The 25,972-nt window shown below is 70.6% G+C and carries 21 protein-coding genes and 1 tRNA gene; 13 read left to right on the forward strand and 9 right to left on the reverse strand.

Annotated elements, in window-relative coordinates:
* The first annotated feature begins 113 nt into the window (after positions 1-113).
* Complete coding sequence (locus ACTOQ2_RS05390) at positions 114-1,133, forward strand: ice-binding family protein (RefSeq protein ID WP_440098603.1); 1,020 nt, start codon at positions 114-116, stop codon at positions 1,131-1,133.
* 246 nt (positions 1,134-1,379) lie between these two features.
* Here ACTOQ2_RS05390 and ACTOQ2_RS05395 read toward each other — a convergent pair whose 3' ends face one another.
* Together ACTOQ2_RS05395 and ACTOQ2_RS05400 are read right to left on the reverse strand one after the other, a co-directional pair.
* Positions 1,380-2,573: a ThuA domain-containing protein gene (locus tag ACTOQ2_RS05395; protein ID WP_440098604.1), complete on the reverse strand. Its 1,194-nt coding sequence runs from the start codon at positions 2,571-2,573 to the stop codon at positions 1,380-1,382.
* A complete protein-coding gene (locus tag ACTOQ2_RS05400) occupies positions 2,566-5,424 on the reverse strand; it encodes a PQQ-dependent sugar dehydrogenase (RefSeq protein ID WP_440098605.1) in 2,859 nt (952 codons plus the stop codon). Before ACTOQ2_RS05400 ends, ACTOQ2_RS05395 begins: the two co-directional genes overlap by 8 nt.
* Positions 5,425-6,080: 656 nt before the next feature.
* Here ACTOQ2_RS05400 and ACTOQ2_RS05405 point away from each other — a divergent pair.
* The 3 genes from ACTOQ2_RS05405 (at position 6,081) to ACTOQ2_RS05415 (ending at position 9,962) form a co-directional block, all read left to right on the forward strand.
* Positions 6,081-6,257 (forward strand): hypothetical protein, encoded by a 177-nt coding sequence (locus ACTOQ2_RS05405; RefSeq protein ID WP_440098606.1) that lies wholly within the window; start codon positions 6,081-6,083, stop codon positions 6,255-6,257.
* A 484-nt stretch (positions 6,258-6,741) separates the two neighbouring features.
* A complete protein-coding gene (locus ACTOQ2_RS05410) occupies positions 6,742-8,169 on the forward strand; it encodes a toll/interleukin-1 receptor domain-containing protein (RefSeq protein WP_440098607.1) in 1,428 nt (475 codons plus the stop codon).
* Complete coding sequence (locus ACTOQ2_RS05415) at positions 8,169-9,962, forward strand: SPFH domain-containing protein (protein ID WP_440098608.1); 1,794 nt, start codon at positions 8,169-8,171, stop codon at positions 9,960-9,962. The genes ACTOQ2_RS05410 and ACTOQ2_RS05415 overlap by 1 nt, the downstream gene beginning before the upstream one ends.
* Positions 9,963-10,092: 130 nt before the next feature.
* Here ACTOQ2_RS05415 and ACTOQ2_RS05420 read toward each other — a convergent pair.
* The 4 genes from ACTOQ2_RS05420 to ACTOQ2_RS05435 all read right to left on the reverse strand — a co-directional run bounded on the left by ACTOQ2_RS05420 (position 10,093) and on the right by ACTOQ2_RS05435 (position 12,502).
* Positions 10,093-10,166, reverse strand: a tRNA-Lys gene (locus ACTOQ2_RS05420).
* 515 nt (positions 10,167-10,681) lie between these two features.
* Positions 10,682-11,077, reverse strand: a complete 396-nt coding sequence (locus ACTOQ2_RS05425; RefSeq protein WP_362693323.1) for an OsmC family protein — start codon at positions 11,075-11,077, stop codon at positions 10,682-10,684.
* An 86-nt stretch (positions 11,078-11,163) separates the two neighbouring features.
* Entirely contained in the window at positions 11,164-11,448 is a 285-nt protein-coding gene (locus tag ACTOQ2_RS05430) for a hypothetical protein (protein WP_440072370.1), read from the reverse strand.
* Positions 11,449-11,509: 61 nt separating this feature from the next.
* Positions 11,510-12,502 carry an NADP-dependent oxidoreductase gene (locus ACTOQ2_RS05435; protein ID WP_440098681.1) on the reverse strand — a complete coding sequence of 331 codons (993 nt, stop codon included), beginning with the start codon at positions 12,500-12,502 and terminating at the stop codon, positions 11,510-11,512.
* 635 nt (positions 12,503-13,137) lie between these two features.
* Between ACTOQ2_RS05435 and ACTOQ2_RS05440 the strand changes: the two genes are divergently transcribed.
* Both ACTOQ2_RS05440 and ACTOQ2_RS05445 read left to right on the forward strand, forming a co-directional pair.
* A complete protein-coding gene (locus ACTOQ2_RS05440; RefSeq protein WP_440072369.1) occupies positions 13,138-13,518 on the forward strand; it encodes a phage holin family protein in 381 nt (126 codons plus the stop codon).
* Between the two features lie 4 nt (positions 13,519-13,522).
* The gene (locus ACTOQ2_RS05445) at positions 13,523-15,025 is read left to right on the forward strand and encodes an aromatic amino acid lyase (RefSeq protein ID WP_440098609.1); all 1,503 of its coding nucleotides are present in this window, start codon (positions 13,523-13,525) and stop codon (positions 15,023-15,025) included.
* A gap of 1 nt (position 15,026) precedes the next feature.
* Here the strand turns inward: ACTOQ2_RS05445 and ACTOQ2_RS05450 are convergent, their stop codons facing one another.
* The gene (locus tag ACTOQ2_RS05450) at positions 15,027-16,016 is read right to left on the reverse strand and encodes a LacI family DNA-binding transcriptional regulator (protein WP_440098610.1); all 990 of its coding nucleotides are present in this window, start codon (positions 16,014-16,016) and stop codon (positions 15,027-15,029) included.
* 213 nt (positions 16,017-16,229) lie between these two features.
* Here ACTOQ2_RS05450 and ACTOQ2_RS05455 point away from each other — a divergent pair, with 213 nt between their 5' ends.
* The 7 genes from ACTOQ2_RS05455 (at position 16,230) to ACTOQ2_RS05485 (ending at position 22,735) form a co-directional block, all read left to right on the forward strand.
* A complete protein-coding gene (locus tag ACTOQ2_RS05455; RefSeq protein ID WP_440098611.1) occupies positions 16,230-17,213 on the forward strand; it encodes an amidohydrolase in 984 nt (327 codons plus the stop codon).
* 175 nt (positions 17,214-17,388) lie between these two features.
* Complete coding sequence (locus ACTOQ2_RS05460; RefSeq protein WP_440081703.1) at positions 17,389-17,916, forward strand: cysteine dioxygenase; 528 nt, start codon at positions 17,389-17,391, stop codon at positions 17,914-17,916.
* 102 nt (positions 17,917-18,018) lie between these two features.
* Positions 18,019-19,059 carry an ABC transporter substrate-binding protein gene (locus tag ACTOQ2_RS05465; protein WP_440098612.1) on the forward strand — a complete coding sequence of 347 codons (1,041 nt, stop codon included), beginning with the start codon at positions 18,019-18,021 and terminating at the stop codon, positions 19,057-19,059.
* A gap of 1 nt (position 19,060) precedes the next feature.
* Positions 19,061-19,927, forward strand: a complete 867-nt coding sequence (locus ACTOQ2_RS05470) for an ABC transporter ATP-binding protein (RefSeq protein ID WP_440098614.1) — start codon at positions 19,061-19,063, stop codon at positions 19,925-19,927.
* The gene (locus ACTOQ2_RS05475) at positions 19,924-20,673 is read left to right on the forward strand and encodes an ABC transporter permease (protein WP_440098615.1); all 750 of its coding nucleotides are present in this window, start codon (positions 19,924-19,926) and stop codon (positions 20,671-20,673) included. Before ACTOQ2_RS05470 ends, ACTOQ2_RS05475 begins: the two co-directional genes overlap by 4 nt.
* Before the next feature lie 57 nt (positions 20,674-20,730).
* Positions 20,731-21,048, forward strand: coding sequence for a hypothetical protein (locus ACTOQ2_RS05480; protein ID WP_440072361.1), 318 nt, complete (start codon positions 20,731-20,733; stop codon positions 21,046-21,048).
* Positions 21,041-22,735 carry an FAD-dependent monooxygenase gene (locus tag ACTOQ2_RS05485; protein ID WP_440098616.1) on the forward strand — a complete coding sequence of 565 codons (1,695 nt, stop codon included), beginning with the start codon at positions 21,041-21,043 and terminating at the stop codon, positions 22,733-22,735. The genes ACTOQ2_RS05480 and ACTOQ2_RS05485 overlap by 8 nt, the downstream gene beginning before the upstream one ends.
* Positions 22,736-22,818: 83 nt before the next feature.
* Here the strand turns inward: ACTOQ2_RS05485 and ACTOQ2_RS05490 are convergent, their stop codons facing one another.
* Together ACTOQ2_RS05490 and alsS are read right to left on the reverse strand one after the other, a co-directional pair.
* Positions 22,819-23,916: a glycerophosphodiester phosphodiesterase gene (locus tag ACTOQ2_RS05490; RefSeq protein ID WP_440098617.1), complete on the reverse strand. Its 1,098-nt coding sequence runs from the start codon at positions 23,914-23,916 to the stop codon at positions 22,819-22,821.
* A gap of 107 nt (positions 23,917-24,023) precedes the next feature.
* Complete coding sequence (gene alsS / locus ACTOQ2_RS05495; protein ID WP_440098618.1) at positions 24,024-25,760, reverse strand: acetolactate synthase AlsS; 1,737 nt, start codon at positions 25,758-25,760, stop codon at positions 24,024-24,026.
* Positions 25,761-25,972: the final 212 nt, after the last annotated feature.

Here is a 25,972-nt window from a genome sequence, read left to right on the forward strand (position 1 = left end):
CGGCACGGGCCGGTCGATCCGGGACCTCCCTGCTGGTGGGGGTTCTTGCCGTCTTGGTGGGGTTCGGGTGTGTGGTCGCGGTGCCTGGTGCCGCGGGCGCGGAGGTGGCGCCGGTGGGTCTGGGTACGGCGGGGGCCTTCGCGGTTCTGGCGGGTAGTACGGTCACCAATACCGGTGCCACGGTCGTCACCGGTGATCTGGGGTTGAGTCCGGGGACGGCGGTGACGGGGTTTCCGCCGGGGACGGTGAACGGTGCGATCCATGCGGCCGACGCGGTCGCGGCGCAGGCCAAGGTGGATCTGGTGGCCGCCTACGATGATGCGGCCTCGCGTACTCCCGCGGCCACGGTGGGGACGGAGCTGGGTGGGACGACGGTGACGCCGGGTGTGTACACCTCCGCCGCGGGCACGTTCGGTATCACCGGCACGCTGACCCTGGACGCTCAGGGTGATTCCGGCGCGGTGTTCGTCTTCCAGGCGGCGTCGACGCTCATCACCGCCTCGGCGAGCACGGTGGTGCTGACCGGTGGTGCTCAGGCGCGTAACGTCTTCTGGCAGGTCGGCAGTTCGGCCACGTTGGGGACCGGTTCCAGTTTGGCCGGCAACGTTCTGGCGCTGACCTCGATCACCGTGACGACCGGGGTGAGCGTGAACGGCCGCGTCCTGGCCCGCGACGGCGCCGTCACCCTGGACACCAACACCATCACCAAACCCGCCGGCGCTCTCTCCATCAGCGTGCCGGGCACCGCGAACCTGGGATCCGTGGTGGCCGGAAGCCCCACCGTGTCGGCTCAGCTCGGTGACGTCACCGTGGACGACGCCCGTGACTCCCTCGACGCCTCCTGGATCGCGACGGTCAACGCGACGGACTTCACCACCGGTGGCGCCACCGCGCCCGAGACCATCCCGAAGGAGTCCATCACCTACTCGCCGGGCCCTGCCACGGCCACGACCGGCGACGCGACGTTCACCCCCGGGACCACCGGAGACCTCGGCTCCACCCGCACCGCCTTCTCGGCCTCCGACGGCACCGGGAACAACTCCGCCACCTGGAACCCGACGATCACCGTGACGCTGCCCCCTCAGGTGATCGCCGGGACCTACAGTGCCGTCATCACCCACTCGGTCAGCTAGGACCGGGCGGGGTCGGAAACCTGATCAGACGGACGGGGAACGCGTGCCGTCGGCGGCCTTCCTCACCGTGCCGGCGGCGGATTTGCAGGCGCCCGGCGTCACCGCTGTTCGTCACCGAACAATCCTTTCTTTCAACATTTTTCACATTGTTAATAGACCGCCCGGAAACGCCGAGAATCCCAGGCCGGTGAACCGGCCTGGGATTCTCGTCCAGGAAAGAGCAGGAGACCTCGCGGCCCCGGCGGCCTATCTGCCGTAGACCTCCAGCTCCCACAAGGAATAGCCGTACGGGGTCGCGCGCTGGGTGCCGTACACCCGCACGTATCGAGCACTGGTCGCGGTGAAGCTCACGTCGTCCACGCCGCCGTCACCGGTGGTCGTGGCGTGCGCCTGCGTCCAGGTCGTGCCGTTGGCCGAGGTCTCGATCCGGTACGCCCTGCCGTAGGCGGCCTCCCACTGCAGCCTCACCCGACTGACCTGCCTGACCGTACCCAGGTCCACCGAGATCCACTGCGGGTCCGAGAACGCCGACGACCAGCGGGTGCCGCCGTTGCCGTCCACCGCGTTGCTCCCGACGAACGCCCCGTTCTCCGTGGAGGAGGTGGTGACCGGACGCCCGGACGACAGCAGCACGACACCCGGGCTCGGCGTGGGAGTGGGCGTCGGGGTGGGCGTCGGGTTCGGGGTGGTCCCGCAGTCGCCCGAGACGACCCCGGCCGCGTAGCGGAGCCCGCCGTACAGGTGCGCCCGGAAGTTCGGCTCGGTGTAGGACGCGATGGTGTGGCCGAGGCCGGTGTACCAGGACCTGCCGCCCTGGTAGGCCTTGCACCAGGAGATCGGGTGGTCGGCCCCCATCGACCCGCCGGAGTAGGTCGACTCGTCCAGCGTGGCGAGCACGTGGGCGGTGGAGCGGGGGTTGGTGCGGTAGTTGTACAGCTCGTCGGTGCGCACCCAGTTCGCCGGGAGGTGGGCCGTCGAGGGGTGCGTGCGGTCCTCCACCCGTACGGTCACCTGCTGGATGGCGGGGTGGGAGGCGAAGTAGGCGCCGACGAGGTTGCCGTACCAGGGCCAGTCGTACTCGGTGTCGGCCGCGGCGTGGACGCCCACGTATCCGCCGCCGCCGGCGATGTAGGACTCGAACGCCGTCTGCTGCGTGGCGTTGAGCACGTCGCCGGTGGTCAGCAGGAAGACGACCGCCCGGTACTGGGCCAGGTTCGCCGTGGTGAAGGCGCCGGCGTCCTCGGTGGCGTCGACGGTGAAGCCGTTCTCGGTCGCCAGTCCGCGCAGCGCGGTGATGCCCGCGGGGATGGCGTCGTGCCGGAACCCGGCCGTCTTGGAGAAGACCAGGACCTTGTACGCCGGATCCGCGGCCATGGCCGGAGCCACCAGACCAATCATGACGACGAAGAACGCGGTGACGACCGCGATGACATTACGCACCGTAGACCTCCATTTCCCACAGGGAGTAGCCGTACTGGGTAGCCCGCTGCGTGCCGTACACCCGCACGTAGCGGGCGCTCGTCGCGGCGAAGCTCACGTCGTCCACGCCGCCGTCACCGGCGGTCGTCGCGTGCACCTGCGACCAGGTCGTGCCGTTGGCCGAGGTCTCGATCCGGTACGCCGTGCCGTAGGCGGCCTCCCACTGCAGCCTCACCCGGTTCACCTGCCTGGCCGTACCCAGGTCCACCGAGATCCACTGCGGATCGGAGAACGCCGACGACCAGCGGGTGCCGAGGTTGCCGTCCACCGCGTTGGACCCCGCCGAGGCGGCGTTCTCCGTCGAGGACGCGGTGACAGGACGCCCCGCCGACAGCAGCGTGCCGGTGGGCGGGCCCGTCCCGGTGGTCAGGGTGAAGTCGTCCACGTCGAACAGCGGGCCCGTCCCCCCGGCGAAGACCAGGAAGAGCCTGGTGGTTCCCGCCGGGGCGTTCGTCAGGGTGGTGGAGACGTCGACGAACGTCTCCCACCCGCCGGTCGGTGCCACGGTGGCGGTGCCCAGCAGGGTCCCGGTCGCCGACCCCGCCCTGACCTGGATCGTCCCGCCGACCCCGGCGGAGGAGACCCGGGCGGTGAGCCTGGTGGCGCCGCTCAGGACGTAGGGGTCGAAGGAGATCCAGTCGCCGTTCTCGATGCTGCCCACGGTCTTCGCCCCGTGCGCGGCCGGCTTGTCGTACTGGACCACCCCCTGGGAGGTGGTGTAGTGCTCGGCCTGCCGGTTCCTCGGCTGGGTGACGTGCTGGGTGTGGGTGGTGAGCCCGCCCGCGTCGGTGTACTCGGCGTCCCATACCCCGAACAGGTTGGCGGCCCCGTCGTGCTCGCCGTTGCCGGGCGTCTGGATCGTGCCCGAGCAGCCGTTGGCGGTGGCCATCGGGTGCCCGTGCGTGTCGTGACCAAGGATGTAGGTCATCTTCACCTTCGCGCAGTCGATCGTCGTGTCCTCCGCGTCGGTCACCGTGATCCGGTACGGCACGGCGTCGCCGAAGCCGAACACCTGCCCGTTGAGCGGCAGGTCGATCCTCACGACGGGCGCGGTGTTGCCGACGTTGATCTCGACGTTGGCCGTCGCGGTGTTGCCGGTGCCGTCCCGCACGGTCAGCGTGACGATCCGCCTGCCGTCGGTGGTGTAGGTGTGGGTGGGATTGGCCGCGTTGGAGGTGCCGCCGTCGCCGAACGCCCAGGAGTAGGTGAGCGCGTCGCCATCCGGGTCGGAGCTGCCCGCCGAGGAGAACGCCACGGTCAGCGGCGCCTTCCCGGAGACCTTGTCGGCGGTCGCCTTGGCGATGGGCGCCCGCCCGCCGGCGCCGATGTGCTCGATGCGGTACAGCGCCGAGTCCTGGTTGCCGTTGAACCAGCCGGTGCCGTAGTCGAGCACGTAAAGGGCGCCGTCGGGGCCGAACGCCATGTCCATCACCAGCTTGCCCGACCAGGGGAAGGGCTGGATGGTGCCCCTGGTGCCGTTCGCGTTGACCTCGATGTCCTTGATCCACTGACGCTGGAGCTCACCGGCGAGGAAGTGCCCGTCGAGCGACTGCGGGAACTTGACCGGCGAGTTCAGCGCGGCGGAGTAGCGGTAGACGACGCCGCCCATCGGCGACTCGGCGCCGCAGCCGAACTCCGGAACCAGGGTGCAGCCGTCGTAGGTGATCCAGGCGGGCTTGGCCGCGGGCAGCTTGACCAGGCCGGTGTTCTTGAGCGAGGTGTTCTCCGGACCGCCCGCGCAGTCGTACTTCGCGCCGATCGTCGAGGTGTCGTAGTTGTAGCGGGCGTAGGTCTCGGCCGGGGTGTTGTCGCCGGTGCAGTACGGCCAGCCGAAGAAGCCGGGCCCAGTGATCCGGTTGAACTCGACCTGGCCGCCGGGCCCGCGGGGACCGGCGGTGCCGGCGTCGGGGCCGTAGTCGCCGAGGTAGACGACGCCGGTCGCCTTGTCGACGCTCATCCGGAACGGGTTGCGGAAGCCCATCGCGTAGATCTCCGGGCGGGTGTTCGCGGTTCCCGGGGCGAACATGTTCCCGGCCGGGATCGAGTACGACCCGTCGGCGTTGACCTTGATGCGGAGCACCTTGCCGCGCAGGTCGTTGGTGTTGGCCGCGCCGCGCTGCGCGTCGAGCGCGGGGTTGCGGTTCGGCCTGTCGTCCAGGGGGGCGTAACCGTCGTTGAACCCGGGCTCGCTGTCGTCACCGGTGGTCAGGTAGAGGTTGCCCGCGGCGTCGAAGTCGATGTCGCCGCCGACGTGGCAGCAGGCGCCGCGGCTCGCCCTCACCTCCAGGACGCTCTTCTCGCTCGCGAGGTCGAGGGTGCCGTCGGTGTTCAGCCTGAAGCGCGAGAGCCGGTTGACGCCGTCGAAACGCGCGAACTCCGCCGGGGTGCCGTCCGGCGGGGAGCCGTTCGGCGGCGTCGACAGCGGCGGCGCGTAGTAGAGGTAGACGAACCGGTTCGTGGCGAAGCCGGGGTCGACGCCGATGCCCTGCATGCCCTCCTCGTCGTTGAAGTAGACGGAGAGCTTGCCCGACACCTTGGTGTTCCCGGCGGCGTCGGTGATCCGGACCGTGCCGTCGCGGGCGGTGTGCAGGACGGAGCGGTCGGGCAGCACCGCCATCGTCATGGGCTCTCCCACCTCGGCGACCCCCTTGGCCAGCGTGACCTGCTGGAACTTGGTGGGGTCGACGGGCGGGGCGGCCGCGCTCGCCAAAGCCGCGTTGGTTGCCGTCGCGGTGGCCGGGAGCGGGTGCAGGAGGGCGGTGAGGGTGAGGAGAGCGGTCAGGGGTGGTAACCATCGGCGGAGCGAGGCCATGGGCGAGACTCCAGGTCTCTGTGGGGGGTGAAACCGGTGGTCAAGGTCTCGGGACGGGGGGTTCGGTATCCCTGGCGGGGACACCGAGGAAAAAGCTGAGGGAGCGCTCTCCCAACCCGAGATTGCTCTTGCTCGACAATCGTTGTCAAGGGGCTGTTTAACCTGACGGAAACAGCCCGCACACCACGGGCGCACACCGGCGCATTTCAGGGAACGTTCCCTGAGGGCCTTTTGTACCGTGCCAGGCGCCACTGACCTGGTCGAATCGGGAGCTCTTCGAGGAAGCGCTTTCCCGGTTTCGTGCCGCCCGCCGGCGGGCCGGGTGGGGCCTGCCGTTGACAGGAAACGTGAACGCAATCACCCTTTGCCAGGGAGCGCTCCCTTCATGATCGCCAAATCGCCGGTGGTCGACACGCCTGTTCGCTCCGCTCCGGACCACGAGCCCGGAGCAGGACCCCGGGGCAAAACCCGGGCCATGACTTCGGATCACGACTTCGGATCACGACGGGGAAGGGCCCGGCGAAGCGGTGCGCTCCGGGCCGGGGACGACGCGCCGACCGGACCAGCCCGGTGAGGATCCGATGACCCGGACCATCCGCTGATCTGGAACAGGAGCCCGGTCGTGCCCGTGACCGGGCTCCTCGACGGTTCGCGGCGTGACCCGGTCGGTACAGGTGGCCGGCCGATCCGACCATCGCCAGTTGGACGCCGAGTGCGAGGAGATGTGTTACTTCTTCGCCCACCTGCACCGCGAGCGCCACGGACCCTTTCCGAAGACCGGGTCGGGCATCTCCCGCGAGTCGTTTTCGAACCCGGCCGGCTGGTCCGACTGATCCGATACGCGCCCTTTTGGACTCATTCGACCAGATCTGCCGCCGGATCTTCCGTAGGCCGGCGACTCTTCCCCGGCATCGAGCATGCGAGGTGATCTCACTCGGCGAATTTCACGAGAATCACCAAGAGCGTGGCGTCAGCCCATTTCGACCGAACAATTCATCGGCCAGGGTGATGGTTCCGGTCTGTTCCGGCGCGCGGGATGTCCCGGACGCGGGCGGCACCCAGATCATGCCCCTCGCCTGGCAGAGGGCAAGGATCCAGCGGCCCAGAGGATCGTCCTTCCCGGGCCGAAATAAGCCGCTTATATGGTCAAATGCGACGAAAGCGAAAATTATCACGATAACGGGAAAGACGGCAAAGACCCACTACCCGGATTGATGGCTTACCTCCCAGAAAACAGTATCCGACCGCTACCTTTCACCAGTAATATTCGCAAGGCGGTCCGTGGTCGCAGATTTCCTCGCAGAGGAGGGTCGTCAATTGATCGACGTTTTCATCTCCTACGCCCGCGAGGACGCCGAATGGGCCGGAAAGCTGGCCGAACGGCTCGCCCGCCACGGGGTGAAGATCTTCTTTGACGAGTGGAGCCTCCTTCCCGGAGACGTGGTCGTGCACAAGGTCGACGCGGCCATTCGCGAGTCGCGCAACGGGATCGCGATCGTCAGCCCCGCGTCCGCCGCCTCGCCCAGGGCGCTCGAGGAGTACGCGGCGCTGGCGCGGGCGTCGGCCACGCGCGGCCTGCGCTTCATCCCGGTCCTGATCGGCGAGCTGCCCCTCGCGCCGTCCACCGAGAACCGGGTCTGGCGGGACTTTCGCGACGTGAGCGGGCGCCGCTACGAGGAAAAGGTCGCCGAGCTCGCCGCCGCCGTCCTGGGACTGGAACCGGAGGTCGGCGGCCCCGTGCCGTGGGAGAACCTGTGGGCGGGGCTCCCGTCGCGTCCACGGCCCATCACCGAACCCGACCGGCACCGGATCGTGGTCTGCTACGTGGCGGCCGACGCGGAGTACGGGCGGCGGCTCGCGGCCCAGCTCCACGCGGCGGGGCTCCCGGTCTGGTCACTGAGCGATCTCCGGCCGGGCGACGAGGAGTTCTGGGTGATCCGGCGGCAGCTGAGGCACGCCATCGCGGTGATCGTGCTCATGTCCCCGCAGTCCCAGGAGTCCGACGACATCACCCGCATGATCCTGGAGGCCCGGGCGTACGGGCGGACGTTCTTCCCGATCCTGCTGCTGGGCGGCCGCAACTACCACCTGGCCGCCACGTGGTACGTCGACGCCCGCGACGGCCGGCTCCTCGGCGGGGAAGAGCTGGCCATGCTGGCCAGGTTGCACGAGGCCGACGCGGCGGGCAGCCCCCTGAACCCGGTGGAGGTGTTTCCCACCCCGCCGGCCCGGCCCACCGCGCGGGCCGCGCGGGCCGTGCGGGTCCCCGGCGCGGTCTCGCTCCACCGACTCGACGCCTACCTCGCCGAGGGTGAGCTCGGGTACGCGGACCTGCTCACCACCGACCTCCTGCTGGAGGCGGCGGGCCGCTCGGCCGAGGGCTGGATGCGTGAGAAGGACGGCGGCGGGCTGTCGTCGGAACTGCTGGCGGGGGTCGACGCGGTGTGGTCGGAACGCTGCCACGGGCGGCAGGGGTTCGCGGTGCAGTCGAGCCTGGCGCGGGTGCGCCGCGGGACCTACTCGGAGTTCCTGGGGCTGGCGACCGAGTGCGGCTGGTGCGACCCCGAGGACGGCGCCGCACCGGGCAACTACCGCGGCTTCGTGGAGCGGGGCGGCGGGCGGATCGGCTTCTTCCCGACCCTGCGCAACCCGCAGAACGAACGATACGTGGACTGGTACGACCAGTGGGCCGAGACCGTGCTGGCGGTCCACCTGAGGTCTCGCGCCTGGGAGGGCACGCGGTGATGGCGATACTTCTCGTTCTCCTGGTGTTACCGGGCATCGGCGCTTACATCTGGTGGGCGGGCCGCGTGGTGGTGGAACCCGACCACGTCGGCCTCGTGCGCCGCAGAATCGGGCGTCGGGACCGGAAACACCCCAAGATCACGCCGTACGACATGCGCGGCCCGCAGGCCCGCACGCTGCCTCCCGACTCGCCGAGCTGGCTACTGCCGTGGGTCTACACGGTGGAGTCCGTGCCCTGGACGCACGTTCCCACCGGGATGATCGGCCTGGTCGAGGCGCATGCGGGCGCGAAACGACCGCGGGAGCGGCGGCTGGGCCGCCGGGTCGACTGCGACGACTTCCAGGACGGTCAGGCGTTCCTGTGCGGCGACGGCGAGCAGGGCCCTCAGGTGGACGTGCTGACCGGGGGTCAGTCCTACTACATCAACACCAACCTGTTCACGGTCACCCTGGCGCCGTGCACCTACGTACCGCCGGGCACGGTGGGGTTGGTGATCGCGAACGCGGGCCGGGTCCGCCCGCCGGACCAGTCGTTCGGGCGGCACGTCGACTGCGACAACTTCCAGGACGGCCAGGCGTTCCTGGACGGGCACGGGGAGCAGGGCAGGCAGCTCGCCATCCTGCCCGGCGGCACCTACTACGACATCAACCCCGCGCTGTTCCAGGTGATCACCGTGGACAACCACGAGAGTTCCCGGGACGGCCTGACCCCCGCGCACCTCCACGAGATCGCCATCCCCGTCGGTTACACGGGCGTGGTCGTGACCCTCGAAGGCGCCGCGCCCGCCCGGCGGGGAGAGGACGCGGTGGGGCAGCGCGTGACGGGCCACCACGGCTTCCGGCGTCCGTGGGTGTTCCTCGAGCGGGGAGGAACCTTCGGCGTGCAGGAGGAAACCCTTGGCGAGGGCATGCGCTGCGCGCTCAACCCGTGGTTCGTGCGGGTGGTGCTGATCCCGACGAGGGAGCTGATCCTGGAGTGGAAGGCCAAGAGCGACTCCGAGGCCAGAAACTACGACGCCGAGCTGGAACAGATCACGGTCACCATCCAGGGGCACAGGGTGCGGGTGAAACTGAGCCAGACGTTGAAGATCCCGGAGGAGGCGGCGCCTCGGCTGGTCAGCGCTTCCGGCGGCACCGACCACTCCGGGCTGGGCGGCCTGGTGCACGACCCGCTCCCGGTTCAGCGTTTCGTCGAGAAGGTGCTGGGCTCCGCCGTCGTCTCCTACTTCAGCGGGATGGCGGCGGCGAGCAATGTCGGGGAGTTCATGCAGAAATGGGCCAAGGCCCGCGTTGAACTCGCCTCTCAGGTCCGCAGGGCCCTGGAGGCCAGGGGTGTCATCGCGATAGCCACCAACCTGGAGTCGTTCGAGGCCGACGACCCGGTGCTCAACGAGGAACTCCAGCGGCAGGCCGCCCTGGACCTGCGTGTGGAGAGGCTCGGCACGGAACGCATGATCGTGCAGGCCGAGGACGAGATGGACGGGGTCCGGATCAACGCCGAGCGCAGGCGCGTGGTGCTCGAACTCGAAGCCGAGATCGCCATCCTCGGCAGGGAGAACGTCGCCATGATCCGCATGATCCGCGAGATCGCCAAGATGCCGGTCCCCGACTACATCGGCGGAGACGTCGGCAGCTACGTGGAGGCCCTGCCGATCCACACGGTGCAGAATCTCATCGGCCGCCTGCGGACACTGCGCAGCGATTACGAGGTGACCGCGGAGCCGCCCCAGGAACTGGTCTCCGAGGACGGCGCGGAGGCCAGGAGGGCGAGATCCGACCACCACATCGACTGACCGGGCCGGAACCGGTGCTCGGGGCGCGCTCGACACCGGTCATCGGCCGACCGGCCCGGTACGGACCGGGGTGAAAAACAGACCAGCGCGTCCCTCGATGTGATCGGGAACGCGCTGGTCTGGATTGTTGTGCGCCGCCAGGGACTCGAACCCCGGACCCGCTGATTAAGAGTCAGCTGCTCTAACCAACTGAGCTAGCGGCGCTTGCAACGGAGGTAACTCTAGCAGCAGCTTCAGCGCGCTCGCACCCCGGTTGATCCCGGCCGGCTCTGGTCCGTTTTATGGAGAAATTTCTGGAGAAACCGGACCGGCCGGACGCCGTCCGGTCCTCCACAGACTCGGGGCCGGACAGTCCCCCAACTGTCCGGCCCCGGCCTCTTCGCGGGCTTTGCCGTCGTCTCCCCCAAGACTTCGGCGGCTCCGCTCAGGAACGCGATCCCCCTCGCGTTCTTATCCGGTGAAAAGTCTCTGCAACGCTCCCCCCGGGCTTCGCAGACCCCTCGACCTGCACCAACACTACCTAGCCAAATGTAACGGGCGCGTCATCCAAAGGTTGATTTTGCGCCTACACCCAACCTTGACCCGGTATCACCGAAGCGCCGTCAGCCCCTGCGGACATGAGAGAACACGCCGCCGAGGGGGCGGGCGCGTTGGTCCGGGCTCGCGGGCGCATCGGTTCCGGGCGCCCGCCGGGAGCCCCCGGTGAGGGAGCGGGACCGTCAGGGGAGTTCGAGGTTGATCTCCATGTTGTCCCGTAGAGCCCGGCTCACCGTGCAGTACTTCTCCTCGACGCGGTGGGCCACGGCGCGGAGGACCTCGGCGGCCTTCTCGTCCCCCTCGGGCAGCTCCACGTCGTAGGTGATCGTGATCGTCCCCAGCCTGGACGACTCGACCTTCTCCGCCTGGACGGTCATCGCCAGGCGGGTCATCCGATGGCCGCGCTGGGCCGTCAGCGGCTCCACGGTGACGATGTTGCAGCCGCCGAGCGCCGCGAGCAGCAGCTCGACCGGGGTGAACACCCCCTGCTCGTCGCCGCCGCCCATGGCGACCTCGGCTCCGCGATCGTTGCGCGCCACGAACCCGTCGTCGGTCCGCTCCACTCTCACCTGTGCCATGGCGTTCCTCCCCTGGATCTGCGGATCACCCTACAGAGGCCCGCGAAGGGAGGAACGCCCGGGTGAGGGCCGGAACGAGGCCCGCCTCAGGCCTCCGGATGTTTGGACAGGTAATCGATGTAGAACGGCCGCAGCGCCTCGCCCAGTTCCCCGTGGCCCGAGGCCATCGCGTCGCTGAGCAGGGCAGAGACCCGGCTGAGGTCGTTGGTCGTCTGGTCCTCGTTCCCCGCGGACGCCTCCGCCGCGGGAATCAACGTGAGCAGCTCCCACAGGAAGCCGAGATCTCCGTGGTGCACGGCGTAGTGGACCGCGCGATCATGCAGTTCCTGGGCCGACAGCGACTCAAGCTCGTCCGTTTCCAACAGACCCACCCCCTCACGCCCCTTCTGCCCCGAGAATATGGCCATCATGCGCAATTGGCGGTATGCACCGTCAAGGCACCAGCCGGACCAGCATCTTTCCGGTGTTGGCCCCGCGGAGCATGTCGATGAACGCCCGCGGGGCGTTCTCCAGGCCGTCGACCACGGTCTCGGTGAAGGTGATCTTGCCCTCGCGGAGCCAGGTGCCCACCTCGGTGATCATGTCGGGCAGGCGCGCCTGGTGGTCGGACACGATGAATCCGCGCAGGGTGAGCCGCTTTCCCACGGTCAGGCCCATGTTTCTCGGGCCCGGGACCGGCTCGGTGGCGTTGTAGGAGGAGATCGACCCGCACATCGCGGCCCTGCCGTACGTCCTCAGCTCGTCGATGGCCGCCTCCAGGTGCTCGCCGCCGACGTTGTCGAAGTAGACGTCGATCCCTCCGGGAGCGGCCCTGGCGAGTTGCTCGCGGATCTCGCCGTCGCGGTAGTTGAAGGCGGCGTCGAAGCCGAGGTCGCGGATCAGGTGGGTCACCTTCTCCCGTGACCCGGCGCTGCCCACCACGCGCGAGGCGCCCTTCAGCCGGGCGATCTGCCCGGCCATGCTGCCCACCGCGCCCGCCGCGCCGGACACGAACACCGCCTCACCGTCCTCGAAGCGGGCGATGTCGAGCAGGCCCACGTACGCGGTGAGGCCGGTCATGCCCAGCGCGCCCAGGTAGGCGGAGAGCGGTACTCCGGGGATCTCCTCGACCTTGCGGGCCTCCTTCGCGTCGAGGACGGCGTACTCGCGCCAGCCGTATCTGTGGGTGACGGTGTCTCCGGGCGCGAGGCCGGGCGCGCGTGACACGACGACCTCGCCGAGCGCGCCGCCGTCGAGGGGCTCGCCAACCTGGAAGGGCGGGACGTAGGACTTGCCCTCGTTCATGCGCCCCCGCATGTACGGGTCGACGCTCATGAAGAGGTTACGAACGAGGATCTCCCCTTCGGCGGGGGCGGGCAGTTCGACCTCCGCCGTTTCGAAGTTCTCCGGAGCCGGCCACCCCGAGGGCCGCGACGCAAGCCGGATCTCCCTGGAGACCGTACGTCCCTCCCCGCGCGGCGTACGACCGGTGGTCCCCGTTCCCGGGTCGGGCTTTGCTCCCGGGTCGGGTCCTGTTCCCGGGTCGGGCCTTGCTCCCGGGTCGGGTCCTGTTCCCGGGTCGGGGCCGGGGGCGGGCCTGGGAGGGGGACCGGGCTTGGGCGGACCGGGCTTTGGCGGGGGGCCGGGCTTGGGGGGCGGGCCGGGCTTGGGGACGGAATGGGCCTCGGTTCCGGTTCCGGGCGCCGTCCTGGCTCCGGCGGACGGCTTCTCCGGTCGGCCGGTGAATGATCGGGCGTTGGACATGATGAGGTCCCCTCGGCGATTCGTGCTCCTCACCTGGGACTTTCCCATCCGGCGGCGTTTCTCCACGGCGGGGAGCGGCACACCTGACATGATCTCGCCACTTTCATGACCGCATACGGTCACGGATGCGAAACTTTCCGCGGCAGCCGGGCCGGGTCACCGCCCCGGCGATCGTGGCGGCCGCCGCGTCCTCGTCGCCCGAGGTGACCGGACCGGTGGACACGCGGCCGACCGGAAAACACCTGTTATGCGTATATATCCACATCAGGGGCGCGAACCTACCGTCCGTCCGGCTATTCATGCGAGGATCCTGAAACGTGAAAGTAATCATCAAAATATTGGTCGTAGCAGCCGCTCTGTGGGCGGCGACCCGGTTCGTGGACGGCATCACGGTGTCCGCACAGACCCCGGTCAAGGAGATCGGCACGCTCATCGCCGTCGCTCTCGTCTTCGGGATCGTCAACGCGGTCCTGAAGCCGATCATCGCGACGCTCGGCTGCGCCTTCTACATCCTCACGCTCGGCCTGTTCGCCCTGGTGGTCAACGCCGGGCTGCTGTTGCTGACCAGCTGGATCGCCGGCGAGCTCTCGCTGCCCTTCCACGTCGACGGCTTCTGGGCCGCGTTCTGGGGCGCGATCGTCGTCGGCCTGGTCAGCTGGCTGCTCGACCTGATCCTCGACGCGATCGTCGGCGACTGAGCCGATGACCGTCGTCCTTGACGGCGCCCACCTGACCTGCGAGCAGGTCGACCGGGCGGCCCACGGCTCCGGGATCGCGCTGGGCTCCACCGGCCGCGCGGAGGCGGCATGGCGGATGGCCGGCCTGCTCAACGGGCCCGTGTACGGCCGGACCACCGGCGTGGGCGCCAACAAGGACGTGGCGGCCGAGAACACCGGCCTGGACCTGCTCCGCAGCCACGCGGGCGGCGCCGGACCGGCGATCGAGGCGTTCCGCGCCCGCGCCACCCTCGTGGTCCGCCTCAACCAGTTGCTCGCCGGCGGCTCGGGGGTCGATCCCGCGCTCCTGCCGGTGCTCGCCGCGGCCGTCAACCGCGGCCTCACCCCGCCGATCCGCACCTACGGCGCCATCGGTACCGGCGACCTGACCGCCCTGGCCACGACCGCGCTCTGCCTCCTGGGCGAGCTTCCCTGGACCTCGCCCTCCGAGGACGTACGGACCGGGGCGCGGGGCGGAAACACCGGAGACACCGGCGTACGGACCGGGAATCCCCCGTCCGGGAGCGGAGCCGGGAATGGAGCCGGGAGCGGATCGGGGAACGCGGGGGGCGGCCCGCCGAGGACGCGGGCGGGAGATCCGGTACCCAGGTTCGCGCTCGCCTCCTGTGACGCGCTGCCGTTCATCAGCTCGGGCGCGGCGACCCTGGCGGACGCCGCGCTGGCCTGTCACCGCCTGGGCGTCCTGCTGTCCGCCGCCACGGCGGTCGCGGCCCACTCCTTCCGGGCGATCGAGGCCTCGCTCGAACCGCTCTCCCCCGTCGTGCAACGCGGCCCCGAGCAGACCGAGGTCGCGACCGAGCTGCGGGCACTGGTCGGCTCCACCAGCCCGCGTCGCGTCCAGGACCCGTACGGCTACCGCGCCTTCCCGCAGGTCCACGGGGCCGTCCTCGACGCTCTCGGCCGGGCGGAGCGGACGATCGTCGAGGAGATGAACGCGGCTCCGGAGAACCCGCTGATCGCCGACGGCCAGGCCTGGCACAACGGCAACTTCCACTCGGCGCGGGTCGCGCTCGCCCTCGACGCCCTGCGGGCCGCGCTCGTGCAGACCGCGACGCTGAGCGCCGCCAGGCTCGCCACCCTGAACGATCCGGCCCACACGGGCCTGCTCCCCTTCCTGGCAGAACGTCCCGGGCTGTCCGGGGTCATGATCCTCGAATACGTCGCACACTCCGCGCTGGCCGAGCTGCGCCACCTCGCCGCGCCGGTCACCCTGGGCGGCGCCGTGCTCTCCCTGGGCACCGAGGACCACGCGAGCTTCACCCCGCAGGCGGCCCGCTCCGCGCTCGCCGCCGCCGAACCGCTGGAGATCGTCCTGGCGTGCGAGCTGGTGGCCTCGGTACGGGCCCTGCGGCGGCGCGGCCTGCCCTGCGACCTGCCGCTCGATCCCGCGGTGGAGGACCGTCCCCTGGACGCCGACCTCGACGCGGCACGCGGGCTCCTGCCCGGCCTCGTTCCCCGAGACCTGTGAGTCAGCCGACCGAGCCGCGCTCGCGGAGCTGGGGCGCCTGGACGATGCGGCGGCGGCGCGTGTTGCCGTCGGCGGCCGCCACCACGATGCGGACCGCGGCCCGGACGATGCCGTCGATGTCCCAGTCGACCGTGGTCAGGCCGGGGGTGAGCAGGCCCGACATGGGATGGTCGTCGTAACCCATCACGGACACCTCGAACGGGATGCCCAGCTTCCGCTCGGCCGAGGCCGCGTAGACGCCGTAGGCGATCGAGTCGGCGAAGCAGAAGAACGCCCGGTGGCCGGCGTCGAGCATCTCGCCCGCAACCCGGGTGGCGGGTCCCAGCGACTGCGAGGCGGTGACCATCTCGATGTCCAGGCCCAGCCGCCCCGCCTCGGCCAGGACGTGCACGTCGGCGGGCCGGTCGGGGGTGCTGGCCCGCGTCGAGGTGAGGACGGCCAGGCGCCGGTGGCCCCGCCGGCGCAGATGCTCCAGGGCGAGGGTCACCCCGGCACGGTTGTCGAAGACGACCTCACCCGCCGTGCGCGCCCCGGCGAGGGCGTCGCCGATCGACACCACCGGCAGTCCCTCGCACAGGTCGGCCCAGAGCGGCGCCGCAGGGTCGACCGGTTGCACGATCAGCGCGTCCACCCGCTGGTCACGGAGCTGCCTGGCGAGCGTGTTCTCCCTGGCCGGATCTCCCGCGGCGTCCAGGATCAGGGCGTAGCGGTCGTTGTCCTTGAGGGCCCGGCCGATGCCGACGGCCAGCGCCTGCTGCCAGAGGTCCTCCAGGGAGCCGCAGAGCAGGCCGATCATCCCGGTCCGGCCGCTGGCCAGGGCGCGGGCGATGGGGTCGGCCTCGTAGCCGAGCTCGGCCGCGGCCTGCCGCACCCGCTCGATGGTCTCCTCCGACACCTGCATGCCGCGCAGGGCGTACGAGACGGCGGCGGGCGAAAGACCGGTGGCCTTCGCCACCTCACGTATGGTCGCTCGTTTCCGGGGCCGGGACATCGGACCAGCCTATTCCCCGGGGCCTTCGAAGGCGCGTTCCCCGCGCGATCGGCGGCGTCGCGGGACATCGGGAGGTATTGACACCAAGCCAGGTGAAGCGGTTCACTGAAACGGTTCACTGAACCGTGTCACTGTTGGATGTGGCGAGGTGAAGGCGTTTACCCCTATTCTAGGTAGGAAATAACTCGAAGGCGCGAAAGGAGGGGACCCGTCGTGACCGTCGACGTTCACCAGCATCTGTGGACGCCCGCGTTCGTGGACGCGCTCAGACGTCGCACGACCGCGCCCCGGCTCGACGGCTGGACCCTCCATCTGGACGGCGAACCCGCCTACGAGGTCGACCCCGCCGACCACGACCTCACCGATCGCCTCGCGCTGAACTCGGGGCTCGACCTGGCTCTCGTGTCACTCTCCAGCCCGCTCGGCATCGAGTCGCTGCCCCCCGACGACGCCTGGCCGATCATCGACGCCTATCACGAGGACGCCCTCGCGCTGCCCGCGCCCTTCGGCGCCTGGGCGGCGACCTGCCTCAGCGAGATCGATCCCGCCAGGCTCGCCAAGACCCTCGACGCGCGGGACGGCGTACGGAACGACGCGAAGGGCGAAGGCGGCGCGAAGGACGAAGACCGCGCGAAGAACAAAGGCGGCGCGCGGGACGTGCGGCTGGGATTCGCCGGGCTCCAGCTGCCCGCGACCGCCGTGCGCGACGCCGCCGGCCTGGCCGGGGTCGCCCCGCTGCTCGACGTGCTCACCGAGCGCGACCTGCCGCTCTTCGTGCACCCCGGCCCCGCCGCCGAGCCCGAGGGGCCCGGCTGGTGGCCCGCAGTCGTGCCGTACGTGCAGCAGATGCACGCCGCGTGGTACGCCTTCGCCGCCTTCGGCCGGGCCCGCCACCCCCGCCTGCGGGTCTGCTTCTCGCTGCTCGCCGGGCTGGCCCCGCTCCACTCCGAGCGCCTGGCCAACCGGGGCGGCGAGGGCCGGGGACAGGTCGACCCCGACCTGTTCCTGGAGACCTCCTCCTACGGCCCGCGCGCCATCGACGCCGTCGTCCGCGAGCTCGGCGTCGACATCGTGGTCAGCGGTTCCGACCGGCCCTACGCCACCGCACCCGACCCCGTGCTCGGCGACGCCGCCTGGCACGCCATCGCGGTCACCAACCCGAACCGCCTGCTGAACGGAAAGGAGTCGCGCAAGTGAACCAGTACCAGGGCCGCGAGAGCTGTGTGCTCCCGGCGAAGAGAGCCGTGAGCGAGCGGCCCGCACGAGCCGCCGGGCCCGCCGACCGCACCGGTCACGCCCGTCACGCCCGTCATGTCGGTCACGCCTGGCGAGTGGCCATCGCGGGCTTCGGGCCGTTCGGCGGTGAGACCTCATGAGCTATATGAGCTACGAGGCCCTGCCCGCCCGCGCCCTCGACCGGCGCGAGCTCCTCGACCTGGTCAACGATCTGGCCGCCGACCCGTCCACCTGGCAGGACCAGGTGGAGTTCCCCGAGGAGGGAGGGCGCCACTTCGCCTCCCTCTACCGCGACTCCCACGTGGACGTCTGGCTGCTGTGCTGGCGTCCCGAGGACGACACCGGCTGGCACGACCACGACACCTCCTCCGGGGCGGTCCGCGTCGTGGCCGGGACGCTCCTGGAGTGCAACCCCCGCATCGGCGGCGAGCACCTGGAGACCGTGATCTCGGAGGGCGAGTCCTTCTCCTTCGGCCCCGACCACATCCACCGGCTGACCGGCGCGGTGCACGGCAGCGTCTCGATCCACGCCTACTCGCCGCCGCTGTGGCGCCTGGGCCAGTACTCCATCAGCGACAGCGGCGTGATGCGCCGCGTCTCGGTGAGCTACGCCGACGAGCTGCGCCCCATGGACGACGCCGAGCGGATGGTCGAGGTCGCCTGAGGGACGCGGTTTCTGATGAAAAGTTGACAAGAAGGTAATCCCGGACTGTTGCCGGATTTGATCAAAAACGCTTTGATCAAATCCGGTAACGGAAGGGGACCTGTGAACATCCCGACGATCGTCCGCGGCTCGCTGGCAGCCTTATGCCTCCTGGTTGCGAGCGCGTGTGCGAACGCCGACACCGGCAGCACCTCCGCGACGGGCTCCGGCGCGCCGTCCGCGCCTGCGGCGGCCACGAAAATCAACTATCTGACCTCGTTCAACGTCTTCGGGCGCGACGCCTACGCCTATGTCGCCCTGGAGAAGGGATATTTCAGGGACGCCGGGTTCGACGTCACCATCAGACCCGGCAGCGGCACGGCCGACTCCCTCAAACTGATCGCGAGCGGCCAGGCCGACTTCGGGATCACCGACCTGACCGGCTCCATCGTCACCCTGGCGGGGCAGAAGCTGCCGGTCACCGGCGTGGCGGCGATCCAGCAGCGGTCGCTCACCGCCGTCATCGCCCTCGAGGGCTCGGGCATCGCCGCCCCCAAGGACCTGGAGGGCAAGAAGATCGCCGACCCGCCCGGCTCGGCCGTGAAGCTCGTCTTCCCCGCGTACGCCAAGGCCGCCGGGATCGACCCGGCCAAGGTCACCTTCGTCCCCGCGCCGCCGCCGTCGCTCCCGCAGCTGCTGTCCTCGGGCAAGGTCGACGCCATCGGCCAGTTCGTGGTGGGCAGGCCGACCATCGAGCAGGCGGCCCAGGGACGCAAGGCCGTGGTCCTGCCGTACAGCGACCACGTCAAGGAGATGTACGGCAACATCCTCACGACCACCGCGAAGATGGCGGCCGAGAAGCCCGAGATGGTGACGAAGTTCCGGGACGCCCTGCTCAAGGGGCTGGAGTACGCCGTCGACAACCCCGACGAGTCCGGAAAAATCCTGAACAAGTATCACCCGACCCAGAACCCGGTCACCGCGGCCGCGGAACTGAAGGAGATGGCCGCCTTCGTACGGCCGTCGGAGGCCGGGGTGCCCGTGGGCGCGCTGGACGAGAGCCGTCTGGCCGCCGTCATCACCATCCTCGAAGACGCGAAGGTGATCCAGCCCGGTTTCAAGCCCTCCGACATCGTCACCTTCGGCCTGGCCCCCGGATCCTGACATGATCGAAATATCGGATCTGTCCTGCGTGTTCCCGGGCAGGGCCGGACCGGTGACCGCGCTGGAGGGAATCGGCCTGCGGGTGCGCGAGCACGAGTTCGTGGCGGTGATCGGGCGCTCGGGCTGCGGGAAGTCGACGCTCCTGCGGCTGGTCGCCGGTCTCATCCCGGCGACCGGCGGGGAGGTGCGGGTCGCGGGAGAGCCGGTGACCGGGCCCCGTCCCGATGTCAGCCTCATGTTCCAGCGGCCCGCCCTGCTCCCGTGGCGGACGGTCCTCGGCAACGTGCTGCTGCCCGTGGAGTTCCTCGGCAGGTCGAAGGCCGCCCATCTCGGCCGCGCGCGCGAGCTGCTGCGCGTGGCCGGGCTGGAGGGGTTCGAGAAGCGGCTCCCGCACGAGCTGTCGGGTGGCATGCAGCAGCGGGTGGCCCTGTGCCGGTCGCTGATCTGCGAGCCGAAGGTGATGCTCATGGACGAGCCGTTCTCCGCGCTGGACGCGCTCACCCGCGAGGAGCTCTCCGCCGAGCTCCAGCGGATCCGGGCGGAGAGCGCCGCGACGGTCGTCCTCGTCACCCACTCCATCGAAGAGGCGGTACTGCTCGCGGACCGGGTCGTGGTGCTCAGCCCGCGGCCCGGCAGGGTCCGGGAGATCGTGGAAATCGACGTGCCCCGGCCGCGCTCCCTGGGCCGCGACGCCCACGCGGAGCGGCTGGCCGGGTACGGCGCGGAGCTGCGCTCGCTGCTCGCCGAGCCGCTCGGCGAGCAAACCGGCGAACAAGACAGCGAACGGTTCGACGAACAGGCCGGTGAACAGGCCGGCGAGCCGGCTCCTGGCTCGTCCGGGGAACCGACGGGGAGAACCGCCGGATGAGGGTCTGGGTGCTTCCCGCGGCCGGCGCGGTACTGACCGTGGCGGCCTGGTGGCTGGCCACGGTCGTCTTCGACATCGCGCCGTACGTCCTGCCCGCGCCTCCCGACGTGCTCGCCGTCTTCGGTGAGCACGGCGGCTACCTGCTCGACCAGACCTGGGTGACGCTGGTGGAGACGCTGCAGGGGTACGCGCTCGCCGTGGTGGCGGGCGTGCTGATCGCGGTCCTGATCGCCACGTTCCGGATCGTCGAGGAGAGCGTCTACCCGCTGCTGATCGCCGTGAACGCGGTGCCCAAGGTGGCCGTCGCGCCGATCCTGGTCGTGTGGATGGGATTCGGCCAGCTCCCCAAGGTGGTGATGGTCTTCCTCGTCTGCTTCTTCCCCATCGTGATCTCCACGGCCACCGGCCTGCGGTCCACCCCGGCGGAGTTCGTCGAGCTGAGCAGGTCGCTCCGGGCGAGCTGGTGGCGCCTGTTCCTCCAGGTGCGCTTCCCGCACGCCCTGCCGCAGATCTTCGTCGGGCTGAAGGTCGCGATCTCGCTGGCCGTCATCGGCGCGGTGATCGGCGAGTTCGTCGGCGCCCAGGCGGGGCTCGGCTACGTCATCGTCCAGTCCGGCGCGAGCGCGGACACCGCGCTCGCGTTCGCCGCGATGGTCCTGCTCGGCGCGATGAGCATCGCGCTGTTCTACGTCCTGGTCGCGATCGAACACCTCCTGTTGCCGTGGGCGCGCGAGACCACCGCCTGAACCCGGCTCTCCCGGCAGGCACCCGCCACATCATCCGAGTCGACACGGAGGTATCCGATGAGTGATCCAGAAGCGGGCGAGACCGGGCTGGGCCCGGTGGGCCAGCACGTCGTCTTCGAGAACGAGCTGGTCAGGGTATGGCAGATCGAGCTGGAACCGGGCCAGACCCAGCCCCTGCACCGGCACGACCACCCGTACCTCGTCATCGCGGTCGAGGAGGCCCTCAACGTCATCGAGACCGCCGACGGGCAGCTGATCGACGCGCCGGAACCGCGCGGTTCGGTGATCTTCAGGGATCCGGGCGCGGTGCACAAGCTGACGAACGTGGGAGAGACGAGATACGTCTCGCGCCTGGTGGAGTTGAAGAATGGCTGACCACCCGACCGCAGGTGAGCGGCCTGTCCCGGCCTCCGGTGAACGCCCCGCACCCGCCTCCGGTGAGCGGGCCTCGTCGGCCGGCGGTGAGCGGCCCGCTCCGATCGTCGTGGCCGGCGCGGGTCCCGTGGGGCTCATCACCGCGCTCGGGCTCGCCCACCACGGCCTCCCGGTCGTGGTGCTCGAGGAGGACGAACGACTGTCCCCGGACACCAAGGCCGGCTCGCTGCTCACCCGCAGCCTGGAGATCCTGCACCGGTACGGGGCGCTGCCCCCGGTGCTCCGCGCCGCGCTGCGCGTCGACGAGATCGGCGAGTTCGAACGTGCCACGGGCCTGCCCAGGTTCCGGGTGCGTACGGACGCGCTGGCCGGGGACACCCGGTTCCCCTTCCTCGCCAACATCCCGCAGCACCACCTGGAGCCGGTGCTCCGCGACGAGCTGGAGCGCAGGGCGCCGGGCGCCCTGCGCATGGGACACCGCGTGACCGGTTTCCGGCAGGATCCGGACGGGGTGGAGGTGACCGCGGAGACGACCTCGGGGCCGCGGGTGATCCGCGGGTCGTTCCTGCTGGGCTGCGACGGCGGGCGGTCGTCCGTCCGGGGGACGCTCGGGGTGACCGTCGAGGGCCGGACGCTGGAGGAGCGGTACGTGCTCGTCGACCTGGAGGTCGACCTCGACGTCGACACCCCGCGCGACTATCCCTACCTGGGTTACTTCTCCGACCCGGAGGAGTGGGTGGTCGTGGTGCGCCTGCCGCACTGCTGGCGCTTCGTCTACGCGCTCAAGCCGGGCACGCCGGAACCGGACGAGGCGGAGCTGCGGGACAGGGCGCTGCGCTTCCTCGGGGAGGTGGGCCCCTCGCGGCTGGTGGGCTGCAACGTCTACCGCGTCCATCACCGGATCGCGAGCCGCTGGCGTGACCACCGGGTCTTCCTGCTCGGGGACGCCGCCCACCTGATCACGCCGATGTGGGCCCTCGGCCTCAACACCGGGGCGCTGGACACCTCCAACCTGGTGTGGCGCCTGGCGTGGGTGCTGCGGGGGTGGGCGGACGACCGGCTGCTCGACGGGTACGAGAGCGAGCAGCTCCCGGTGGCCTCCCTGGGCTCGGGCAAGATGGCCGAGGCGGCCCGCGCCGTCATGGCCCATCGCGGTGCGGGCGTCACGGCCATGACGGAGGGCGGCTGGGGAACCGCCCAGACGCGCACGCTGCTGGGCGTACGGCTCGACGTGGACGGCACCGGCGACTGGGGCATGGTCAAGACCGGTGACACCCCCGCGCCGGTGCGGCGCGGGGACCGCGCCCCGGACCTGCCGCTGTTCGGCCCCGCCGGGGAGGTCCACCTGCACGACCTGTGCGCGGACTCCTTCGTGGCGCTGTACTTCACCGACGCCCGGCGGGCTCCCCTGGTTCCGCCCCCCGACTCGCCCGCGCTGCGGCAGTACGTGGTCAGCAGGTGGGACGTGCCACCGGGCTCGGAGCTGCGTGACCGGCTCCTGCTCGACCCCGGCGAGCGGGTCCGCCTGCGGTTCGGCGTCCCCGACGACACGCTGGTGCTGGTGCGGCCCGACGGGCACATCACCGCGATCGGGCCGTTCGCCCCCCGGGGAGGCGAGGGCCTGGCCGAGGACCTCTACACGGCCGTCACGGACAGGCAGCCGCCGGCCCCCTTCCCCGTCCGTTAGCCGCGTTCCCGGCCCGCACGGGGTCCCGCCGCCGCGAGACCCCGTGCGGATCGCCGTACCCGGGTGATCGGGGCCGGGGGATGCTAGAAGACGCGCTCCCTGACGGCGTTGGCCATGCCCGGGTCGTCGGCGAAGACGCCGTCGACGCCGAGGGAGTAGAGCCTCTCCAGCCAGCCCATCACGTTGCCGGTGGCGCGCGGGTAGGCCGGGCTCGCCGGGTTGCCGAACCGGAAGTCCACCGGGAGCTGCGAGTTCTCGTTCCTGACGGTCCAGGTGTGGACCTTCAGACCGGCCCGGTGGGCGTCCCGGATGAGCGGGGTGGGCGGCAGGAGGCGTCCGTCGGGGCCGGCGGGCACGATCCGCCTGGTGTCGACGCCGACGCCGTCCGCGTAGCTCGCCACGTCACGGAGCCCGGCGGGGGTGACCATGGTGTCGTAGGTGCGCGGGTCTCCGGCGGCGACCCAGTCGTACGGGGCGCCGGTGGCGGTGACGAGCTGGATCAGCGGCAGCTTGGTCCGCTTGCTCAGCTCGCGCAGGTTGGCGGTCTCGAAGGACTGGATGAAGACCGGGTCGCGGCTCCCGCGCCAGCCGTGCCGGCCGAGCACGTCGAGCAGCGGCTCCTCCAGGGAGAGGCCGATGGAGTCGAAGTAGGTCGGGTGCTTGGTCTCGGGGTAGACGCCGACCCCGCTGCGCTTGGCGAGCGCGACGACCTCGTCGAAGGTCGGGATCTCCGCGAGGCCGTTGAAGGCGGTGTTGTCCGGACGCAGGTCGGGAACGCGCTCCTCGGCCCTGAGCGTCTTCAGCTCCGCGAGCGTGAAGTCCTCGGTGAACCAGCCGGTGATCGGGGTGCCGTCGATGGTCTTGGTCGTCCGACGCGCCGCGAACTCGGGGTGGTTCTCGACGTCCGTGGTGCCGCCGATCTCGTTCTCGTGCCTGGCCACCAGCACGTGGTCCTTCGTCGAGACCAGGTCGGGCTCGATGTAGTCGGCACCGAGCGCGATCGCGGTCTCGTACGAGAGCAGGGTGTGCTCGGGCCGGTGCGCGCTGGCGCCCCGGTGGGCGATGACGAGGGGTTCGCGGCCGCGCGGCTCGGCGGTGGCGGGTTCGGGTTGTTGCAGCACAACGGCGACGGTACCGGTCGCGAGGACCGTCAGCGCCGCGGCCAGAAGCCTACGGATCATGTTCAGGAACGTAAGCCGCTTGGATGACCATTGGAACAACGACTCGCGAAGGGAACGGGACGTGCGGGCGGCCGATGATCCGCGCCGCCCCGAAGGGCGGACGGATGTCACTCGAACGATTCCAGGCGCAGAACCGCCCCGAGGCTCTCGTTGTCACCGTAGTCGACCGGCACGTCGACGACGACGGGACCCGGCGTGTCGAGGGCCCGGCGGAGCACCGCGGGGAGCTCGTCCGCGCAGGTCGCCCGCATCCCGGTCGCGCCGAAGCTCTCGGCGAAACGCACCGTGTCGATCGGGCCGAAGTCGACCCCCGACGTCCGCCCGTACTTCAGCCGCTCCTGGAAGGCGACCATGTCGTAGGTGCCGTCGCGCCACACCAGATGCGTGAGATCGGCGCCGACGCGCACGGCGGTCTCCAGTTCCATGGCGGAGAAGAGGAAGCCCCCGTCGCCGGAGACGGACACCACCTTGTGGCCCGGCCGCACCAGCGCCGTGGCGACGGCCCAGGGCAGTGCCACGCCGAGCGTCTGCCGGCCGTTGGAGAACAGCAGGCCGCGTGGCCGGTAGGTCCGGAAGTGACGGGCCATCCAGATGTAGTGGGAACCGACGTCGCAGACCACGGTGGTGTCGTCGTCGACCGCCTCACGCAGGGCGCGGACGATCCGCAGGGGATGGATCCGGCCCGGACGGGACTCGGCGGGCGCGGTGTCCAGGTCGGCGAGCCTGGCGCGCAACCTCGCGACACGGGCCGCGGCGCCGCGTGCGAGGGCCAGCCCGTCCAGCCGGTCGGCCAGCGCCGTCACGGTGGCCGCCACGTCGCCGCGCAGCTCGACCGACGGCCGGTAGCGATTGTCGATCTCCGCCGGGCAGTCGTCCAGGTGGACGATCTCCGGTCCCGCCCCGGGGCCCGGGTTCCACAGCCCGGGGTCGTACTCGACGTGGTCGTACCCGACGGCGAGGACGAGGTCCGCCTGGCCCAGCGCCTCGTCCCCCGGCTGGTTGCGGAACAGGCCGACCCTGCCGAGGAAGCGTTCCTCCAGCTCCCCTCGCGGCACCACCCCGGCGGCCTGGAAGGTCTCCACCACCGGCAGCCCGGTGCGCGCCATCAGGCCGCGCACCGCCTCGGCCGTGACCTGGTCGCCGGTCCGGGCCCCGAGCAGCGCGACCGGCGTCCGGGCCCGCCTGACGGCGTCCGCGGCCCGGTCGACCGCCTCCGGAGGGGCGGGCCCGAGCCGCGGCACGTCCGGAGCCCCGGCGGGTGACTCCGTGGTGGCGTCACCGAGAAGGTCCTGCGGGAGGATGACGGCCACGGCTCCGCGGGGCGAGGTGGAGGCCGCCCGGTAGGCGTTCGACACGACTTTTGGCAGGGCCGCCACGTCGTCCACCTCCCAGGTGGACTTGCAGACCGCCCGGAGCAGGCCGACCGAGTCCATCGACCGGTGCGTCCGCTTCAGCCGGTCGGCGCGGGGCACCGCCCCGGCGAACGCGACGACCGGGTCGCCCTCCGTGGTCGCCGTCGCCAGGCCGGTGGCCAGGTTGGAGGTGCCGGGCCCGGAGGTCACCAGCACCACGCCGGGCCGTCCGGTGAGCCGGCCGGCCGCCGCCGCCATGAAGGCGGCGTTCTGCTCGTGCCGGCACACCACCAGTCGTGGCCCTGCGCCGACCAGGGCGTCGAACACCGCGTCGATCTTGGCGCCCGGGATCCCGAAGACGTACTCGACCCCCGACCTCTCCAGGCAGTCGACCAGCAGATCAGCGCCGGTGGCGGGAACCCGCCTCACGAGCCGTCGCGCCGTCGCGACCATGTCCGCCCCCGTCCACATCGCGGGGAGCCCCGGTGACACGGGGTCGTCGTCGCGAAGAGAGTCGCAAAGAGACAAAGAGAATGCAATGACGGCCACCCCGGATCCGGGTGAACGCGATGCCGTACGGCGTGCCGCCGATCGCGGCTCCGCCCTTCGTCGTCCGGTGGCGGCCCCGTCCCACGCTACGCGCCCGCCCGGAAAGCCACAAGAGGCCGCTTAACCCCGCTGACCAGGGCTTTTACGGCACACAG

Origin of the sequence: Streptosporangium sp. H16, from assembly GCF_051918855.1 — a bacterium.
Taxonomy (GTDB): domain Bacteria; phylum Actinomycetota; class Actinomycetes; order Streptosporangiales; family Streptosporangiaceae; genus Streptosporangium.

What these genes read in the sequence shown, in the direction of transcription:
- ACTOQ2_RS05400 (WP_440098605.1), bottom strand. Translation starts at nt 5,424, where the DNA reads ATGGCCTCGCTCCGCCGATGGTTACCACCCCTGACCGCTCTCCTCACC.
- ACTOQ2_RS05415 (WP_440098608.1), top strand. Translation starts at nt 8,169, where the DNA reads ATGGCGATACTTCTCGTTCTCCTGGTGTTACCGGGCATCGGCGCTTAC.
- ACTOQ2_RS05425 (WP_362693323.1), bottom strand. Translation starts at nt 11,077, where the DNA reads ATGGCACAGGTGAGAGTGGAGCGGACCGACGACGGGTTCGTGGCGCGC.
- ACTOQ2_RS05445 (WP_440098609.1), top strand. Translation starts at nt 13,523, where the DNA reads ATGACCGTCGTCCTTGACGGCGCCCACCTGACCTGCGAGCAGGTCGAC.
- ACTOQ2_RS05450 (WP_440098610.1), bottom strand. Translation starts at nt 16,016, where the DNA reads ATGTCCCGGCCCCGGAAACGAGCGACCATACGTGAGGTGGCGAAGGCC.
- ACTOQ2_RS05460 (WP_440081703.1), top strand. Translation starts at nt 17,389, where the DNA reads ATGAGCTATATGAGCTACGAGGCCCTGCCCGCCCGCGCCCTCGACCGG.
- ACTOQ2_RS05470 (WP_440098614.1), top strand. Translation starts at nt 19,061, where the DNA reads ATGATCGAAATATCGGATCTGTCCTGCGTGTTCCCGGGCAGGGCCGGA.
- ACTOQ2_RS05475 (WP_440098615.1), top strand. Translation starts at nt 19,924, where the DNA reads ATGAGGGTCTGGGTGCTTCCCGCGGCCGGCGCGGTACTGACCGTGGCG.
- ACTOQ2_RS05480 (WP_440072361.1), top strand. Translation starts at nt 20,731, where the DNA reads ATGAGTGATCCAGAAGCGGGCGAGACCGGGCTGGGCCCGGTGGGCCAG.
- ACTOQ2_RS05485 (WP_440098616.1), top strand. Translation starts at nt 21,041, where the DNA reads ATGGCTGACCACCCGACCGCAGGTGAGCGGCCTGTCCCGGCCTCCGGT.
- ACTOQ2_RS05490 (WP_440098617.1), bottom strand. Translation starts at nt 23,916, where the DNA reads ATGATCCGTAGGCTTCTGGCCGCGGCGCTGACGGTCCTCGCGACCGGT.